The organism is Acidobacteriota bacterium (assembly GCA_016715115.1).
Taxonomy (GTDB): domain Bacteria; phylum Acidobacteriota; class Blastocatellia; order Pyrinomonadales; family Pyrinomonadaceae; genus JAFDVJ01.
Map to the genome: position 1 here is coordinate 915,013 of JADKBM010000011.1, position 16,625 is coordinate 931,637.

The window sequence follows — 16,625 nt, forward strand, 5'->3', positions numbered from 1 at the left end:
GATAGTGTGGGCGGACGGCTATCAGAATAAACATTAACTTGCGGCGCTCGGTTTGCCGACAGGATCACCCACCAACGAAATGAGTCGCCTGCGCGACCCATTTCCCTTTTCCCCTTTTTGCCTTCTGCCCTTTCTTTTTCTCACTTCACCCGGTCCTTGAAGCGTTCGAACAATTCCGTGTGGCGGCTTGTCAGAGGAATCATCCGGCCGTTGATGAAAAGGTACTTCACATTCGTCGTCGCTTCGAGAAGATCGCCGTTGGTGACGACGATGTTCGCGATCTTGCCTGCCTCGATCGATCCGACCCTGTCGGCGATGCCGAGGATCTGCGCGGGGTAGAGAGTCACAGACTTGAGCGCCTCGTCCCTCGACAATCCGAACGCGCCCGCGAGTCCCGCCTGATACGGCAGATCGCGGACGTTGCCGCCGCCTTCGCCGGTCGAGATCGCAAACCGCACGCCGGCCTTGGCCATCTTCGACGGCGCTTCCCACAGATAGTCGTAAGCGTCGTCGTCGCGGACGGGAAGATCGTAAATGCTCGTAAAAATGACCGGAATCCCGTTTTTGTTCAGGCCGTCGGCCGCCTTCCAGGCTTCCTGACCGCCGACGATGATCCCTTTGATCTTGTTTTCCTCGACGAATTTGACGACCGCCTTGATGTCTCGTTCACGATCGGCGGTGAAAATTATCGGCTTCTGACCGCGAACATACGGGATCATCGCTTCGAGTTTAAGATTCGTCGCCGGCGTGGGCAAGGACTTGTCTTTTTCGTAGGCTTCCCTGACCCGAGCGTAGCTTTCGGTTTCCTTGAACGTCTTCTTCAGTTCCTCGAGACGCGCGTCGCGGCGACGGACAGCTTCCGAAAAATCAATCTGTCCCTGGCCGAATCCTCCGAAGGTCGCGACACGCGGGAAATTGACGACGAGAGCATATGCGGGAACCAGCGCCATATCCGACTGAGTTGCGCCCCAGAGGTTGATGATCGCCGCCTGTCCGGCGATCAAACCGCCGGACGGCGCCGAAAGCACTGTTGTAACCCCGTTGACTCGCGTCACGTTGATGTGCGAGTTGTGCGGATTGATGCCGGTGAACGCCAACGCATTGGCGTTCATCTCGCCGACTTCGGCGACATCGACCGTCGCGGTTCCGCCAAGCGGGACTTCCGCGAGGCCCATATTGGTGTTCGCATCGATCATTCCCGGATACACTGACAGCCCTTTGCCGTCGATCCTTTCGGCGCTTGACGGAATCTGGACCGTTGCGCCGACGGCGGCGATCTTTCCGTCCTGGATGAGCACCGTTCCGCTCTCGATCACGGCACCCGAAACGGTTACGATCCGCGCGCCGACGATCGCGAATGTCCCGGCTTTGCCCAAAACGTTCTGCTGCGAACCGTCAGCCTGCGCCATCACACCGTTAGCCGTAGTGAGCGCAATGAAGCATCCCAAGATCCAAAATCCGAAATCCAAAATCCGAAATTTCATTTGTTGTCTCCAATGCGTTCCTGATCCGCGTCGTCACGGTCTTTGACCCGCTTCTCGGCCGGCACGCGCGGCTGAGTCGTCGGCCCCGAGCCCGGGACCTTATTGACGTCCATTTGTTCGAGTTGCTTTCGTTCCTTTTCCAATTCAGCGCGGCGTTCGATGTCCTTTGAACGGTCGAAGTAGACCTCGCCTTCGATCAGCGTCATCTCCGGTCTCGAATAAACGCTGAACGGATGCGCGTTCCAGATGACGATATCGGCATCCTTTCCGACTTCGATCGAGCCCGTCCGCTTGTCGATCCCGAGTTGCTTCGCCGGATTCAGGGTGATCATCTTGAGCGCTTCCTCTTCGGGAACTCCGCCGTATTTCATCACTTTCGCGGCATCGATGTTGAGCCGGCGCATACGCTCGTCCGAATCCGAGTTGATCGAAACGACGACGCCGGCTTTCCAAAGGATGTAAGCGTTGTAAGGGATCGCGTCGTAGGCCTCGAACTTGTACGACCAGTTGTCGGTGAATATCGACACGCCTGCGCCGTGCTTGGCGATCTCGGGGGCGATCTTGTAAGCTTCGAGCCCGTGCTGGAGCGTCCCGACCTTGAAGCCGAATTCGTCGGCGATCTTGAGCAGGTTGAGATGTTCGTCTGAACGGTAACCGTGGGCGTGAACGAGCCGTTTGCCTTCGAGGATCTCGACGATCGGCTCGAGTTCGAGATCGCGCCGCGGTTCGACCTTCGTTTTTCCTGCTTTGAAATCCGTCCAGGCCAGCTTGTAGTCGCGCGCGCGGACAAACGCATCGCGGATCGTTTCCATCACGCCCATTCGGGTCCGCGGGTAGCGCGCCACCTGACCCGGCTGAAGTTGGACGTGTGTGCGCTTCGGATTCTCGCCGAGCGCGAATTTGATCCCTTTCGGAGCGTCGGCAACGAGAAATTCCGCTGCCGGCCTGCCCCATTTGAACTTCACCGTCGAACTCTGGCCGCCGATCGAATTCGCCGAGCCGTGCAGCAGATTGGCCGCCGTCACGCCTCCGGCAAGCGCGCGATAAATGGCGATGTCGGAAGGATTCAATACGTCGCTCACGTCGGTCATCGACGTCACCGAAAACGAGAATTCGTTGATCGCGTCGAGCATCGTGTGCGAGTGGCAATCGACGATCCCGGGCGTTACGAACTTGCCGGTCGCGTCGATCACCTGCGCATTGGCGCCGGCTTTCAGGTTCTTCCCGATCTTCGCGATCTTGCCGTTCTGGATCAGGATATCCGCATTTTCGAGCGTTCCGCGCGCGGCCGTCATCACCGTCGCGTTCCGGATCAAAACCTCTTTTCCGGATTGCGCCGCGACCAACACCGGCGAAACAAAACCGATCGAAATGATCAACAATAAAACAAACGCTTTTCTCATTCTATTTCCTTTTGTCTGTTACGGGATCTTGGTTCCTGAAAACGGAATCGCCCCCTGCGGCGAATCGAGTGTGCCGGTGATCTGATTGCCCGAGACCTTGCCGTTCACCGAAATGTCGAAAGTCGCGCCGCCAAACGTCACCGTTGTCGAGAACCTCAGTCCGTCGGCCGTCGCCTTGCCATCCTTGATCGGCGAACTGCCTGTCGCATCCGTCGAGATCGTGCCCGATACGATCGCGCCGTCCTGTTTCAGATCGAGTTTTCCAGGTAGCTGCTGTCCCGGAATCTCAAGGGTGATCTGCCAGGCGCCGGCGACCGAGGCCAAAGCGGGCGTCGTCGTCGCGTTCGGCGTATTCGCAGCCGGCGGCGCCTTCGGCCGCTCCTTTTGTTCGAAGAGTCGCCCGTCGACAAACACATGCGTCACCTGACGGTCTTTGCCGAAAATTTCGCCGCGGGTCACCGTCAAATTCGCGATCTTGCCGGTCTCAATGCTGCCCAGTCGATTGTCGACTCCCAGGATCTCGGCCGCCGAAAGCGTCATCGCGCGCAGCGCCGCATCCTTTGAGAGGCCGTTCTCGACCGACTTCGAGGCATTGGCGAAAAAGTCCGCCGGCGACGTCAGTCCGCCCGACTGGAATGCGAACCTGACGCCTTTTTGCGCCAGAACTCCTGCGCCTTTCGGGATCTCCGCCCGCAGGCGAAGCGTTTCGAGGCTTTCCGGATCGGCATCCGGCGATGCCGCGGCCGTTCTTTTCGGAAAATTCAGCGACAGCAAGACGGGAACGTTCTGTGCCTTCAAGCGGTCGGCGACTTTCCAGGCTTCGAGTCCGCCGCCGATCAGCGCCTTGAGATTGAACTCTTTCGCCAGATCAAGGGCGCGAACGATCTCGTTCTCGGTCGTGGCATTGAAAACGACCGGCATCGCGCCGTCGAGAACCGGAAACAATGCCTCGAGCGAGCGGTCGCTCTCGGGGCGTTTCAGTCCGCGCGGATTCGCGGCATAGGCCTTCTGAAGCTTCTGTAGCCGCTGCGCATCGAGCATCATCTGGCGAAACGCCGCGAAGGTTCCGAGAAGCGATGCCGGAAACGCGCCGGGAACGGTCCGAAAGCTGAAATGCTCTCCGAAGTTGTCCCTGATGACGAGCGCCGAAACCGTCTCGCCGGCGAGGTTGATCACCGCCGACCGGCCGTTGAAAACCCCGTCGCGCCCGACGGTCAACGCAGTTGTGAATCCGGCGTTGCGGACAGCCTCAAACTGCGCGTCGCCGCCACGGAGATCGTCGAGAACGTTCTTTTCGGGCTGCATTCCGACGGGGTAGTTGGAATTCGTCGTCGGCGCGGTCTGTGCGGCTTGCGGTCCCCCGCCGCCGCCCGGACCACGCGTGGGTTGCTGGGCCGGCGCCGCGAGTCCGAGGTTAGACAGCGCATCGAAAAAGCCCGGGTAAACCGTCAGGCCGCTGGCGTCGATGACGCGGGCGTCGGCCGGAACCTTTGCATCGGCTCCGACGGCCTCGATCAATCCGTCGCGGATAACGATCGTTCCCTTGTCGATCGTCGCGCCCGATACGGTGACGATCTTCGCGTTGGTCAAAGCGAACGTTTCGCCTCGGCCTTGCGCGCGCAAAGATACCGAAAGAATCAAAGTCAGCGCCAAAACGGCGATGCCGGAAATCCTGATTTTCATAATGTCTGAACGGAATGACGAAAAAGACCAGTATCCAACGTCTTTTTTCAATTGAACTTCTACAGTCTCGTGATTACGGAACGATAGAATAATTTGTTTCAGATTGCAATTTCCAATATCAAGTCGCGCCAAACGGTATGCGAAAGCGGGACTCTTTGAACCTGCCCTCCGGACCGGAGCCGCGCGGCGTGTGATTTGGGGGCTCATCGTGGTTAAATACTAGAACCTATGAAGTCGGTCATTCTCTTTGACGGCGTGTGCAACTTCTGCAACAGTTCCGTCAATTTCATTATCGGACGCGACAAGGCGGACGTGTTCCGGTTTGCGCCGCTCCAATCGGTTGCCGGCAGGGAGTTTGTCGAACGGTTCGGACTTGACGAGATCGATTCGATCATCCTTGTCGAGAACGACCGCGCCTACACACATTCGACGGCGGCGCTTCGGATCGCGCGGACGCTCGGTGGATTTTGGCGGCTTTTCTACGTGTTCATCATCGTCCCGGGTTTCGTTCGCGACCTCTTTTATAAACTGTTCGCCAGGAATCGCTATCGGCTCTTCGGTCAAAAGGACGCGTGTATGATTCCGACGCCGGAAGTCCGCAAAAAGTTCTTGAGTTAGGGACTTTTCCGACGAATGCAGTTTGGCGCCTACGGTGGTAAAATCAAAGGCATCAATTCGAACCGGCGATGACGCGAACCTTCCGCGAGGTTGGGTCTCACGTTTCCCCTTTGTTGTTTTATGAACGAGACGACCTTTGCGGCACTTGAATACGATCGGCTCTGCGAACTTGTGGCGAGATACTCGCAGACGCCGATGGGCCGCGCGCGGTTCGAGGATCTGATGCCGGCGACCTCGCGGCGCGACCTAGAGCGAGATCTGGCGCGCGTCACCGAGGTCATCGCGCTCAATGAAGAGAAACAGGTTTCCTGGTCGTTCAACGGCCTCGAGGACCCGGCCGCCGCGATCGCCATTCTCCGGATCCGCAACTCCGTGCTCGAGCCTATGAAAATGCTCGAGTTGACGCGGGTCTGCAATCAGGCGCTTTTCGCGCGCTCGGCGGTTTCGCCCGAAAAGGATTTTGTTCCCGCGGTCTGGGCGATTGTCGAACAGATACCGACTTCCCTTTTTCAAACGATCTCGGGGATCACGAAACGGTTGCTGCCGTCGGGCGAGATCGACGATTCGGCTTCGCCGGAACTTGCCAGGATCCGACGCGAACTCAATCAACAGCGCGGACGGCTTCAAAAATCGCTTGAATCGGCGATCCGGAGTTTTGGCGATGCGATCCAGGACGCGATCGTGACGCAACGCAACGATCGATACGTGATCCCGGTCAAATCGGATTTTCGCGGCAAGGTATCGGGCGTCGCGCACGGTTTCTCGTCGTCGGGAGCGACGATCTTCGTCGAACCGCTCGAGGCGATCGAGGCGAACAACGAACTTCAGAATCTTAAAGGAAAGGAAGAGCGCGAGGTCGCGCGGATCATTTTCGCACTCTCGGAAGAACTCCGCGAACAGCTTCCGGGAATCGAGCTTGCGGTCGAAGCGGTCGGCGAGCTCGATTTCATCAAAGCAAAGGTCGAATTCGCACGGGCCTTTCGGGCGGTCGTCCCGACGATCTCGGACGACGGCAAACTCGACCTCGTCGATGCGCGCCACCCTTTGCTGGAAGAGAATCTCCGGACTTCAAATTCCGATATCCCGGATTCCAAGGGTCCGGGCTCGCTCCGCGATTGAAGAATCCAAAATCCAAAATCACCAATCCAAAATCCGACATCGTTCCCGTTTCGTTCGCGCTCGACGCGAAACATTCGGTGATGATCATCTCGGGCGCGAACGCCGGCGGCAAGACGGTGGTTCTCAAGACGGCCGGCTTGCTTAGCCTGATGGGATTGTCGGGTCTACCGGTTCCTGCCCGGGCGGCGACGGTTCCCTTCTACAAGTCGGTTTTGGCCGACATCGGCGACCATCAGTCGCTGAGCGCGAATCTCTCGACTTTTTCGTCGCATATTTCGAATATCGCGGCGATGCTCGGAACGTGTCAGTCGCCGGCGCTCATCCTGCTCGACGAGGTCGGAACCGGCACCGACCCGGACGAGGGTTCGGCGCTCGGCGTTGCGGTCGTCGATTGGTTCCGCCAAAAGATCGGCGCGCAGGTGATCGCCTCGACGCATTATCGGGGCTTGAAGATGTACGCGGCGAACGACCCGGACGTCGTCAACGCATCGGTCGAGTTTGATGAAAAGACATTGCAGCCGACATATCGGCTCCTTGTCGGGCTCGCCGGCGCCTCGAGCGGGATCGAGATCGCCCGCCGTTTCGGAATCCGCGACGAGGTCATCGCCACGGCTCGCGAAAATCTCGATCTTTCGGCTCGCGAGGCGGAAAATTACCTGATCAAGCTTTCGAACGAGACGCGTCACGCCGAGGATATTCGAATCGCGCTCGAAGAAGAACGCGAAACGACCGCGACGAAATACGCTAAGCTCGACATCGAGTTCCGAAAGAAAGAAAAGCAGCGCCAGAAGGAGTTCGAATCCGAGCTTGCACGGACGATCGCCGAATTCGAGCGCCAGTCAAAAGGCGTTCATCGATTCGCTGGAGGACAAGGCGCTCAAGAGCAAGCTCGACAAAGAACGCCTTGCGCGAAAGGCCGAACTTAACCGGGCGGTTTTGGCCAAGGTCGGCGGCGGCGAGCAACCCGCTGCCTGGTCGGCAAGCGAGTCGGTGCCGGCGGCGTCAGCGGGCGGGCGGGCGCCGGGAGATGTCAAGATCGGAGTCAGCGTGCGCACTTCCTTCGGCGTCGGCCGGGTCGAAAGGATCAACGGCGATATCGCCGAAGTCCTCGTCGGCTCGATGCGTCTGCGCGAACCGGTCGCGAAGTTGACCGTCGTCGAGGTCGAGGCAGTCAAAGAATCTCTCGGCGAAAAGCTCCGGAATCAGGCAAAAGCTTCGAATCTCAGACTCGACACCGAGGATATGAACGCCGAACTGAATCTGATCGGCCGGACGACGGCCGACGCCGAATACGAGATCGACCGATTCCTTGACGAAGCATATCTGGCGTCATTGCCGCGCGTTCGGATAATCCACGGTTTCGGCACCGGCGCGCTGAAGAATTTTGTTCATCATTTTCTAAAGGGCCACGCCCACATCGCCAAATTCGGCTTCGCGCCGCAGGACCAAGGCGGCCAGGGCGCGACGATCGCGGAGTTGAAGCAGTGAAGGCTAAATTCCTAATTCCACTGTTCTTGTCACTTTCCTGCGTTCTTTCGGCAACTGCCCAGACCGAGGAGGGTTCCCCGGTTGTCGAAATTGGTCTGGCCTGCAACGAAGAGCTTTCTGCGATATACGATGGTCTGGCATTGCAGCTTGTCAATGACGCGTCATTAACGGGTGTTATCACCCTTATCGGTGACACGCTTGAAGGGCGCAATCTCTCTTACCTGAAATGGCTGAACGACTACCCGCGGATACGGAAGTACTCGGTGGCCGATCGTATTCGGGTCGTACGAGGCCCAAATCAGCAAAATTTCCGGATTCGCATCCAGACCACGGTCGACTCTGAAAGAATCATTCGGGCAATCCCGGATTTTCTCGAAAAACCGATCGATCGACCGACACTCTTCGATCGCGGTTGGGCGGACGTGCATCGCGATGAATACACTCGACGGACAGCGGTTATCAATAATTCTTTTCTCGACCTCGGTTGTGATTTCTCGCCGAACATCTCTGACTTCGCTACGAAGATCGCCATTTCGGGGGACGTCGTCGGCTACGTGCTGATTTACACTGCACCAAAACGAGGTCCCGAGCGCGCGGATCAGGTTGCGAAACACATCTTGAGGTCGATTCGCGAATCGGCCAAGTTTTCGCCATCCCGTTTGCGATCCGTTTACGGCGGGACGCGAAAGGAACCCGAGGTCGAACTTTGGCTTGTTCCAAAAGCGTTGGAAAAGTCGTTTAACAATAACAGAGAGACCTTTCGTTGATGCGCTACGACCAATACTTCATCGATGACCTCAAAAACCGCGCCGATCTGCTGCGGATCATAGAACCGTACGCGCCGCTCAAGAAAAAGGGCGCGAACTGGATGGGGTGCTGCCCGTTTCATCAAGAGAAGACGCCGTCATTCTCGGTCAACCCGGCGAAAGGGTTTTACAAGTGCTTCGGTTGCGGAAAGGGCGGGACCGCCTACAATTTCCTGATGGAGATGGAGGGTCTGACGTTTCCGGAAGCGATCGAGCGCGTCGCCGAGATCTCGGGAGTTCCGCTGCCGGAACCGATCGACGACAAACGCTACGAGGAAAACAAAAAGCGCAAAAAGGAAAAAAAGGCGGTCGCCGAACAGATCATCGAGCTGAACCGTTACGCGCTTGAATTCTGGCAGCACGAACTGACGCAAAGCAACGCCCACGCGCGCGAGGCGAGGGAGTATCTCGAACGCCGTGAACTGAGTCCGGAAACGGTTGAGACGTTTCGGATCGGCTACGCGCCCGACAAATGGGACGCGCTTCTCGGACTTCTGCGCGAAAAGGGCGCCGACGACAAATTGATCGAACTTTCGGGACTCGTCAGCAAAAGCGAGGAAAAGGATCGCATCTACGATCGTTTTCGCGGGCGTCTCATCTTTCCCGTCCTTAACCTCGAAGGCAATCCGGTCGCTTTCGGCGCGCGCACTCTCGGAAACGGGGAGCCGAAATACCTGAATTCGCCCGAAACCCCGGCGTATACGAAAGGCGATCATCTCTACGGACTGTTCAATACGAAAGAAGAGATCCGTCGGATGAAATACGCGATCCTTGTCGAAGGCTATCTCGATTTTCTCGCGCTCCAACAGGCCGGCGTGACCAACGCCGCGGCGAGTCTCGGAACGGCGTTCACCGAAAACCAGGCGCGGCTGCTTGGGAAATTTGCGCGGAAAGTGGTTGTCAACTATGATGGTGACAAGGCAGGTGTAAAAGCGGCACGAAGAGCCATCGAGACACTGTTAGCTGAAGATTTTGAAATAAAAGTTCTCGTATTACCTGACGGTTCCGACCCGGACGACTTTATCAGAGCTAACGGCTACGCGGCATACAAAAAGCAGCACGAATCACGCGCGATCACCTATCTTCAATTTGTTTTGGAAAATGCGGTCGAGGCACGCAACCTCGCGACGCCGAAGCACAAAGCCGAGGCGATCGAGGATGTGATGCCCGTGCTGTCGGCTATTCGCAATCCGATCCAGAAACGCGAGTCTTTCGATCAGGCGATGACCTATTTTCGGGTCGATGACGGACTGCGGCGCGATCTTTGGAAAACGGTCAAACTCGGCGGACAGTTCGCGCCCGACGCGGTTCGCCGCCAGGTCGCGCGTCAAACGGCGGCGAAGATCACGATCGCCGAAGAGCGCTTGCTGGAACTTCTTGTCTCTGACGAGGAACTGCGCGGCCTAATTTTGCCGAAGATCGAGGAAACCGATTACGAAATGCTCGCCACCGCCGAGATTTTTCGGGCATTGCTGGAATTGCAAAAGACCGGTGACGCGGTTACACTTGAAAGTTTGCTTGCGTTGGTCGAATCCGACGAGATAGCCGGCGACGTTCTTCCGATGCTGATGATGATCGAACCGCCGCGCGAAGTCGGCGATGCGATCGATGAAGTGCTGCACGAGGCCGAGAATTGCGTCTTTTCATTACGCTCGATGGCGATCTCGAATCGCATTCTCGAGATCAGCCGTGAACTGGTCGCAGCCGAGCAATCGGGAGATGCGAGCGAACTCGCGCGACTCGTCGACAAACAGCTCGCGCTGGCTCGCGTGAAGCAGGATTTTATGTCCCGAATAAGCGCCGGTTGAAACAAAACCGGGGCCTGGTGCGTTAACAGATATTTTAATGACAACGATAAGACATTTGTTTTAATCGAAGTTTTTTATCAATTGATATGACTGATTACGATGAAAAGGAAGACCTGGTCGATCGGCTGATGGCTATGGGCCGCGGCAAAAAGTTCCTCAGCTTTGACGATCTTAACCGCGAGATGCCCGACAAGATGATGTCGCCGGAGGATATCGAGGACGTTCTCGAACGGCTCGAAGGCGCGAACATCTCCGTCACCGATTCCGATTCCCAACTGCTTGAACAGGCCGCGAGCCTGGCTCTTGACGACGAACAGGAACTCGACGAGGACGAACTCGATCTCGACCTTTCGGCCGGAACGCTCGACAAGTCGAACGATCCGGTCCGCCTCTACCTTCGCGAAATGGGAATCGTTCCGTTGCTCACGCGCGAGGGCGAGGTCGCGATCGCGCAACGAATCGAGCGCGGACAGATCAAGACCCAGAAGTCGATCTCCCGCTCGCCGATCGCCGTCGCGCGACTGATCAAACTCGGTGAAGAACTGGAGAAAGGCAAAGCGAGCATCCGCGAGGTCGTCAATTTCTCGGAGCAAGCCGAATTGACGGGTGAAGAGGATAAGGTCGACGAGTATCTGCGTTGGACGCTCGAGGGCATTTCCAACATAAGCTCCAACTATGGACGCGCGCTCAGGTCTTTCGCGGATCTGCGTGCCGAACAGGCGAAAGCAAAAGGCAAAGCGACGAAAAAGGTCCTCGGACTGAAACGTCAGACGGCCCGCGCGCGTCTTGAGATCTCGCAAGAGATCAAGAACCTGAACCTGACGGAGTATGCGAAACAGGTTTTGATCGGCTCGATCCGGAAGGTCGCCGAGGATATCCGCAAGTTCGAGAAAGAAATCCGGCGTTCGGAAGAAAAGATCGAGGAAAAGACCCCGGGCGAAACGAAAAAGGACCTGCACGCGAAGATCGTCGATGCGAAACACGGTTTGGCCGGCATCGAAGAGTCCTTTCATCTCTCGGTCATCGAGATCAAGCGTTCGCTGCAGTCGATCCTTATCGGCGAACAGCAGACGAATCAGGCGAAGCGCGAACTCGTCGAGGCAAACTTGCGGCTCGTCGTATCCATCGCCAAGAAGTACACCAACCGCGGACTTCAATTCCTGGACCTGATCCAGGAAGGCAACATCGGGCTGATGAAGGCCGTCGACAAGTTTGAATGGCGCCGCGGCTACAAGTTCTCGACGTACGCGACCTGGTGGATCCGCCAGGCCATCACCCGCGCGATCGCCGACCAGGCCCGCACGATCCGCATCCCGGTCCATATGATCGAGACGATCAACAAGCTCATTCGCACCTCGCGCCAGCTGGTGCAGGAACTCGGCCGCGAACCGACGAGCGAAGAGATCGCGAAGAAGATGGATATCCCGGTTTCGAAGGTTCGCAAGGTCTTGAAGATCGCGCAGGAACCGATATCGCTCGAGACGCCGATCGGCGAAGAGGAAGATTCGCATCTCGGAGATTTCATCGAGGACCGCTCGATTATGAATCCGGCGGAATCAGTGACCTTCGGCAACCTACGGGAAATCACGGACGAAGTCCTGGCAACGCTCACGCCGCGCGAGGAAAAGGTCATCAAGATGCGTTTCGGACTTGGAAACACGGGCTCGGAACACACGCTCGAAGAGGTCGGCCAGCACTTCGCCGTGACCCGCGAGCGTATCCGCCAGATCGAAGCGAAAGCGCTGCGAAAATTGCGTCACCCGTCGCGTTCACGCCGCTTGAAGGCGTTCCTCGAAGGAAAACAGTAGAGGGATTTGGGATTTGGGATTTGGGATTTGGGATTTGGGATTTGCGATTTGCGATCTCGTCTTTTGCACAGAAGTCCGCGTCCGGAGATTATTCGGACGCGGACTCTTGTACTAAGAAGACAGTTTCGCGCTTTTTCGCGTCATTTCGCGGTCAGAATTTCTTTTGCGTAATCTGCGGCCAGAATTTCTTTTGCGTAATCTGGGTTAACCGGGATCGACAAACACGCCCGCAAAAAAAAGCGCCGGTCAGAAAACCGGCGCGTGTTTCGAATTTGGGCGTTCGAGTTAATAGTTGTCACGCCGATCCCGGTTGTCACGCCGGCGGTCGTTGCGACGGTTGTCGTAACGGTTGTAACCCTCGTCATAGCCACGGATGAACGCTTCGCGAAAGATACGCTTGTATTCGCCTTGATTGCGCGAATTGTAGACCCTGACCTGTCCCATCGCCCGACCGGCCGCTTTGTTGGCATTGTATCTGCGTCCGTCGCGCGCGTCTTCGATCCCCTGACTCATTCCGGCGCGGTACGCCTGCTGGACGATGTATCCGTTCCGGTTGTAGCGATCATTGTCGTAACGACCGTTGTTGTTGTCGTAACGTCCGTTGTTGTCATAACGGTCGTTGTTGTCGTAGTCATCGTTGCGGTTGTTTCGGTTGCGGTCCGTCCGGTCGCGGTCGTCGCGCCGTTCAGTCCGGTCGTCGTTCCGGCGATCGTTCCGATTCTGCGCGTTCGCGGACGTCGCCGTGATCACGATGAATCCGAACACCAACGAGAATGCCAACCCGATGATCCGTAAATTGCGTCGTAAATTATTCTGTTTCATAAAAAACCCTGGCCTCCGTTTCCGGGAACGGCGATTATCGTGCCACGGCCTGATAATCCAATAAAACTCAGTGTTTTCTTGTGAACCGGCGAAACTTCGAAACGAGATCGGACGCAAATGGTTCGAGAACCCGACGATTTGCGTTATCGTGACACTGTTCTATTTCAGAATAATCGTCGAACCGGCGGCGATCTTATGCGTTTTTCCGCCCGCCCTTACAAAGACGTCGACCGAACTGAGGTTCGTGACGATTTTCTTCTCGACCGAAAACCTCAGGTTCCGAAAGGCGTTAACGTAATCGACCAAACCGATGTGCGTTGTGTAGCATATGTCGGGGTTGTTCGCGACCATCTTGAAGAACTTCTCCTGTTCGGTCCAACGGTCGCCCTCGCCGTTGTTTTCCCAACTGTGCCCCCAAACGTCCAGCAGTGCCGGAGCATCCGCCTTAAGGAACCTGGCAATGACTCCGTAGAAACGCTCGAGTTCGCGCTTGTCGTTGGCGGGGTCGTTCGGGCGGAAATACGCGCCGCCGAATTGATGGATCGTCGGATGCCACTTTAGAAAATCGTCGGGAATTCCGAATTCGCCGGTGTCCTGAACGGTCCGCGCATATTCGATGCCCAAGCCCCTGATCGCATCGATGACCTGATCATTGAAATTTCCGAACGGATACGCCATTCCGCGAACGCTGTAACCCGTCAACCTCTCGAGTTCCCTTCGATCTTCAACGATCTCATAGACCACGTCGAGTTTGGGCAGTTTCGTCAGCGGCGGATGGTTCGCGCTGTGCACCGATACTTCATGACCTTTGAAAAGTCCGCTTATCTCTTCCTTTGTGAGATAGTCTTTCTCGCCCAGTTTGTTTGAATTTAGATGAAAAGTACCGACGAGGCCGAATTGGTTCATTAGCTTCACCAGTCTTCGGTCGGCGATCGGCCCGTCGTCAAAACTGAGGATCAACGCTTTTGACTTGCCGTCGGGAAAAAGCATATCGACCTGAAATCCGCTTTGCGAGATCACCGGATTTGACTGCGCCATCGTTCCATTGAGGGTCGCCCAAAAAAGCACCGCAATAGTTATTCGGATAATCTGTTTCATCGTTATTCACTTTTAACACTTATCGCACAAAAACGCATTCGGAAGTTCGGCCTAAGGACGGTTCGGGATCAAGTTCGCGGGGATTCAACCGCTGACCTCGCTTTCATAAAGGCCGTAGAATCAATATCGTGATTGCTTTGAATCATTACTTTTTGGTAAACTTTCCGTTCGTTCTATGAGCAAACGCATCGTTCAAAGCTATCAGAAGATCCTCGAACGTGAAGACGGTTACACGATCAATCGCGGCGCGCAATTGCGCGTTGCACTTTGTTATCCGAACACGCACTCGGTCGGGATGGCGAATCTCGGTTTGCACACGATGTATGAACTCTTCAACCGCATTCCCGAGGTCGCTTGCGAACGCGTCTTTCTGCCGGATGACGCCGATCTGAGAGAATACGAAAAGACGGGAACGCCGCTTCTGAGCCTCGAAACGCAAACCCCGATCAGTGATTTCGATGTCGTCGCTTTTTCGATCTCGTTCGAGACCGACTACCTGAATATGGCGAAGATGCTGAAACTCGCCAAGATTCCCGTTTGGGCCAAAGATCGGAATCATTTTCACCCGTTGGTCGTGATGGGCGGCGCGGCGTCGTTCCTCAATCCCGAGCCGATCGCCGATTTTACGGACGTCATCGCCGTCGGCGAGGGCGAGATCCTCGCGTTCCAACTCGTCGACGCGATCCTCGAACACGATTCGCGCGACGAAACGCTGCGTCACCTCGCAAGCATCGGCCGCGGGTTTTATGTCCCGAACTTCTACGAGGTGATTTACAACGACGACGGCACGATTTTCGACTATTTGCCGAAACACGAAGGCGTTCCTAAGCGGGTCGGACGTGCGCTGGCGGCGATCAATCCGAAGGAAGGAACCCTCCGGCGTGCGATCAAGCGCGGCGAGACCGAACTGCACGATTTCCTTCTCGGCCAGGACGTCTTCTGCCCGTCGACCTCGGTGTGGTCTCCGGGCGCGGAAATGGGAGATCGGCTGCTTGTCGAGATCTCACGCGGGTGCTCGCAGGGCTGCCGATTCTGCTGGGCGGGTTACAACTATTACCCGCCGCGCGTCGTGCCGGCAAAGGATATTCTTGCGAAAGCCGCCGAATGGCGCAGCCGCACGAACAAGATCGGCCTGGTATCGACGGCGGTTTGCGATCATCCGGAGATCTCGACGATTCTCCGCGAACTCCGTGCGATGGACTACCGGATCTCGGTTTCGTCGCTCAGGTTGGATCAGATCTCGGACGAATTGCTCGACGCGCTCGTCGAATCCAAGGACCAGCAAATTGCCGTTGCCCCCGAAACGGGCTCGGACCGTTTGCGCCGCGTGATCAACAAGAATCTGACGAACGACGAGATCGTCGACATATGCGGCTCCGTGTTCGATCGCGGAATGCTGACGCTGAAACTGTATCTGATGGTCGGGCTCCCGACCGAAACCGACGAGGATCTTGACGAGATGTTCGTTCTTGTCGAGCGGATCAAAGACCGAATGCTCGAGGCGGGCAAGAAATTCGGCCGCGCCGGAAGGATCATTCCGAGCCTGAACGGCTTCGTTCCGAAGCCGAATACTCCGCTCCAGTGGGACGCGATCTGCGAAGAAAGAGAACTCAAACGGCGTTTGAAGTACGTTTGCAAAGGTCTGTCGCGGATCCCGAACGTCGAAGTTCGTTTTATGTCGGCGCGAATCGCCCACGAGCAGGCGCTTTTTTCGTCGGGCGACCGCACCGTTTCAAAGGTCATCGATCACGCCGCATCGCGCGGCATTTCGATCCGCGATGCCGTTCGCGACCTTCGCTTCAACGACGAGTTTCACATATCGCGCGATCGCTCCTACGACGAATTCCTCCCGTGGTCGATCGTCGATTCGGGACTTTCGTTCGAGTTTTTGAAAACCGAGCACGAAAAATCGCAGGCGAGCCTCTCATCGAAACCCTGTCCTGCGGTTGAAAAATGTACGACTTGCGGAGTTTGCCCGAGCACGTGGCTCGCTGACGCGCCGGAATCGATGGTTCGCATCCAACCCTTGAAGATCCGCGAGATCCTCAGCGCTCAGGCCGACGTTTAGTCTTCCCTTGTAAAGAATCCGCTCGGCGTTGCCGTATGATTGAATGTATACGTGTAACTGTAAATGCCGAAAGGGATTATCGGAACTGGCTGACTGTAGCTCGCGTGAACCTGAAGGACATTGTTTTGCATCTTCACGTCAATGAACGCGTCGGCCGGCAGTTGGTTCTTGGCCGCCGCGATCTTCAACCGCTTCTTCGTAACTTCCAACGGATTCCCGACTGAAACGGGAACCACCATTCCCTGGACGACGGCCGTCTGCATTTCCTGCTTAAAATTCTCGCCGTTGTATGCCACCGGAACAAGATTCAAAAGCGCGTTGCCGGCGATCAACAACACGCCTAACACCGCCAGCAGCTTGACGGTCGCGCTTCCCCGCTCGCTGTTTGGTTTATTTATCATTTTGAACTACTCCACACTC

At 56.6% G+C, this 16,625-nt stretch carries 14 protein-coding genes; 8 read left to right on the top strand and 6 right to left on the bottom strand.

The annotated features are described in order from the left end of the window. Nucleotides 1–140: 140 nt before the first annotated feature. Genes IPN69_12620 through IPN69_12630 form a run of 3 tightly spaced genes read right to left on the bottom strand, consistent with a single transcriptional unit; the run spans nucleotide 141 to nucleotide 4,570 of the window. Complete coding sequence (locus IPN69_12620; GenBank protein MBK8811560.1) at nucleotides 141–1,484, bottom strand: amidohydrolase family protein; 1,344 nt, start codon at nucleotides 1,482–1,484, stop codon at nucleotides 141–143. Next, nucleotides 1,481–2,887: an amidohydrolase gene (locus IPN69_12625; GenBank protein MBK8811561.1), complete on the bottom strand. Its 1,407-nt coding sequence runs from the start codon at nucleotides 2,885–2,887 to the stop codon at nucleotides 1,481–1,483. Before IPN69_12625 ends, IPN69_12620 begins: the two co-directional genes overlap by 4 nt. Nucleotides 2,888–2,905: 18 nt before the next feature. After that, nucleotides 2,906–4,570 (bottom strand): amidohydrolase family protein, encoded by a 1,665-nt coding sequence (locus IPN69_12630; GenBank protein MBK8811562.1) that lies wholly within the window; start codon nucleotides 4,568–4,570, stop codon nucleotides 2,906–2,908. Between the two features lie 228 nt (nucleotides 4,571–4,798). Here IPN69_12630 and IPN69_12635 point away from each other — a divergent pair, with 228 nt between their 5' ends. The 7 genes from IPN69_12635 (at nucleotide 4,799) to rpoD (ending at nucleotide 12,217) form a co-directional block, all read left to right on the top strand. Further along, the gene (locus IPN69_12635) at nucleotides 4,799–5,188 is read left to right on the top strand and encodes a thiol-disulfide oxidoreductase DCC family protein (protein MBK8811563.1); all 390 of its coding nucleotides are present in this window, start codon (nucleotides 4,799–4,801) and stop codon (nucleotides 5,186–5,188) included. Nucleotides 5,189–5,308: 120 nt separating this feature from the next. Next, on the top strand, nucleotides 5,309–6,307 hold the full coding sequence (locus IPN69_12640) for a hypothetical protein (protein ID MBK8811564.1): 999 nt from the start codon (nucleotides 5,309–5,311) through the stop codon (nucleotides 6,305–6,307). Then, the gene (locus IPN69_12645) at nucleotides 6,304–7,233 is read left to right on the top strand and encodes a hypothetical protein (GenBank protein ID MBK8811565.1); all 930 of its coding nucleotides are present in this window, start codon (nucleotides 6,304–6,306) and stop codon (nucleotides 7,231–7,233) included. Before IPN69_12640 ends, IPN69_12645 begins: the two co-directional genes overlap by 4 nt. Nucleotides 7,234–7,243: 10 nt before the next feature. Beyond that, nucleotides 7,244–7,795: a Smr/MutS family protein gene (locus IPN69_12650; GenBank protein MBK8811566.1), complete on the top strand. Its 552-nt coding sequence runs from the start codon at nucleotides 7,244–7,246 to the stop codon at nucleotides 7,793–7,795. Beyond that, entirely contained in the window at nucleotides 7,792–8,562 is a 771-nt protein-coding gene (locus IPN69_12655) for a hypothetical protein (GenBank protein ID MBK8811567.1), read from the top strand. Before IPN69_12650 ends, IPN69_12655 begins: the two co-directional genes overlap by 4 nt. After that, the gene (locus tag IPN69_12660) at nucleotides 8,562–10,409 is read left to right on the top strand and encodes a DNA primase (GenBank protein MBK8811568.1); all 1,848 of its coding nucleotides are present in this window, start codon (nucleotides 8,562–8,564) and stop codon (nucleotides 10,407–10,409) included. The genes IPN69_12655 and IPN69_12660 overlap by 1 nt, the downstream gene beginning before the upstream one ends. Before the next feature lie 86 nt (nucleotides 10,410–10,495). Further along, the gene (gene rpoD, locus IPN69_12665) at nucleotides 10,496–12,217 is read left to right on the top strand and encodes an RNA polymerase sigma factor RpoD (GenBank protein ID MBK8811569.1); all 1,722 of its coding nucleotides are present in this window, start codon (nucleotides 10,496–10,498) and stop codon (nucleotides 12,215–12,217) included. Between the two features lie 285 nt (nucleotides 12,218–12,502). Here rpoD and IPN69_12670 read toward each other — a convergent pair whose 3' ends face one another. Beyond that, on the bottom strand, nucleotides 12,503–13,039 hold the full coding sequence (locus tag IPN69_12670; protein ID MBK8811570.1) for a hypothetical protein: 537 nt from the start codon (nucleotides 13,037–13,039) through the stop codon (nucleotides 12,503–12,505). A gap of 159 nt (nucleotides 13,040–13,198) precedes the next feature. Beyond that, on the bottom strand, nucleotides 13,199–14,029 hold the full coding sequence (locus tag IPN69_12675) for a polysaccharide deacetylase family protein (GenBank protein ID MBK8811571.1): 831 nt from the start codon (nucleotides 14,027–14,029) through the stop codon (nucleotides 13,199–13,201). Nucleotides 14,030–14,312: 283 nt separating this feature from the next. Between IPN69_12675 and IPN69_12680 the strand changes: the two genes are divergently transcribed. Then, complete coding sequence (locus IPN69_12680; GenBank protein ID MBK8811572.1) at nucleotides 14,313–16,205, top strand: radical SAM protein; 1,893 nt, start codon at nucleotides 14,313–14,315, stop codon at nucleotides 16,203–16,205. Here IPN69_12680 and IPN69_12685 read toward each other — a convergent pair. Continuing rightward, complete coding sequence (locus IPN69_12685; GenBank protein ID MBK8811573.1) at nucleotides 16,202–16,606, bottom strand: hypothetical protein; 405 nt, start codon at nucleotides 16,604–16,606, stop codon at nucleotides 16,202–16,204. The two genes, IPN69_12680 and IPN69_12685, sit on opposite strands and share 4 nt — an antisense overlap. Nucleotides 16,607–16,625 lie beyond the last annotated feature (19 nt).

Coding starts and splice junctions, on each gene's coding strand:
- IPN69_12640 (MBK8811564.1), top strand. CDS start 5,309: ATGAACGAGACGACCTTTGCGGCACTTGAATACGATCGGCTCTGCGAA.
- IPN69_12685 (MBK8811573.1), bottom strand. CDS start 16,606: ATGATAAATAAACCAAACAGCGAGCGGGGAAGCGCGACCGTCAAGCTG.
- IPN69_12635 (MBK8811563.1), top strand. CDS start 4,799: ATGAAGTCGGTCATTCTCTTTGACGGCGTGTGCAACTTCTGCAACAGT.
- IPN69_12630 (MBK8811562.1), bottom strand. CDS start 4,570: ATGAAAATCAGGATTTCCGGCATCGCCGTTTTGGCGCTGACTTTGATT.
- IPN69_12620 (MBK8811560.1), bottom strand. CDS start 1,484: ATGAAATTTCGGATTTTGGATTTCGGATTTTGGATCTTGGGATGCTTC.
- IPN69_12670 (MBK8811570.1), bottom strand. CDS start 13,039: ATGAAACAGAATAATTTACGACGCAATTTACGGATCATCGGGTTGGCA.
- IPN69_12675 (MBK8811571.1), bottom strand. CDS start 14,029: ATGCTTTTTCCCGACGGCAAGTCAAAAGCGTTGATCCTCAGTTTTGAC.
- IPN69_12680 (MBK8811572.1), top strand. CDS start 14,313: ATGAGCAAACGCATCGTTCAAAGCTATCAGAAGATCCTCGAACGTGAA.
- IPN69_12625 (MBK8811561.1), bottom strand. CDS start 2,887: ATGAGAAAAGCGTTTGTTTTATTGTTGATCATTTCGATCGGTTTTGTT.
- IPN69_12660 (MBK8811568.1), top strand. CDS start 8,562: ATGCGCTACGACCAATACTTCATCGATGACCTCAAAAACCGCGCCGAT.
- rpoD (MBK8811569.1), top strand. CDS start 10,496: ATGACTGATTACGATGAAAAGGAAGACCTGGTCGATCGGCTGATGGCT.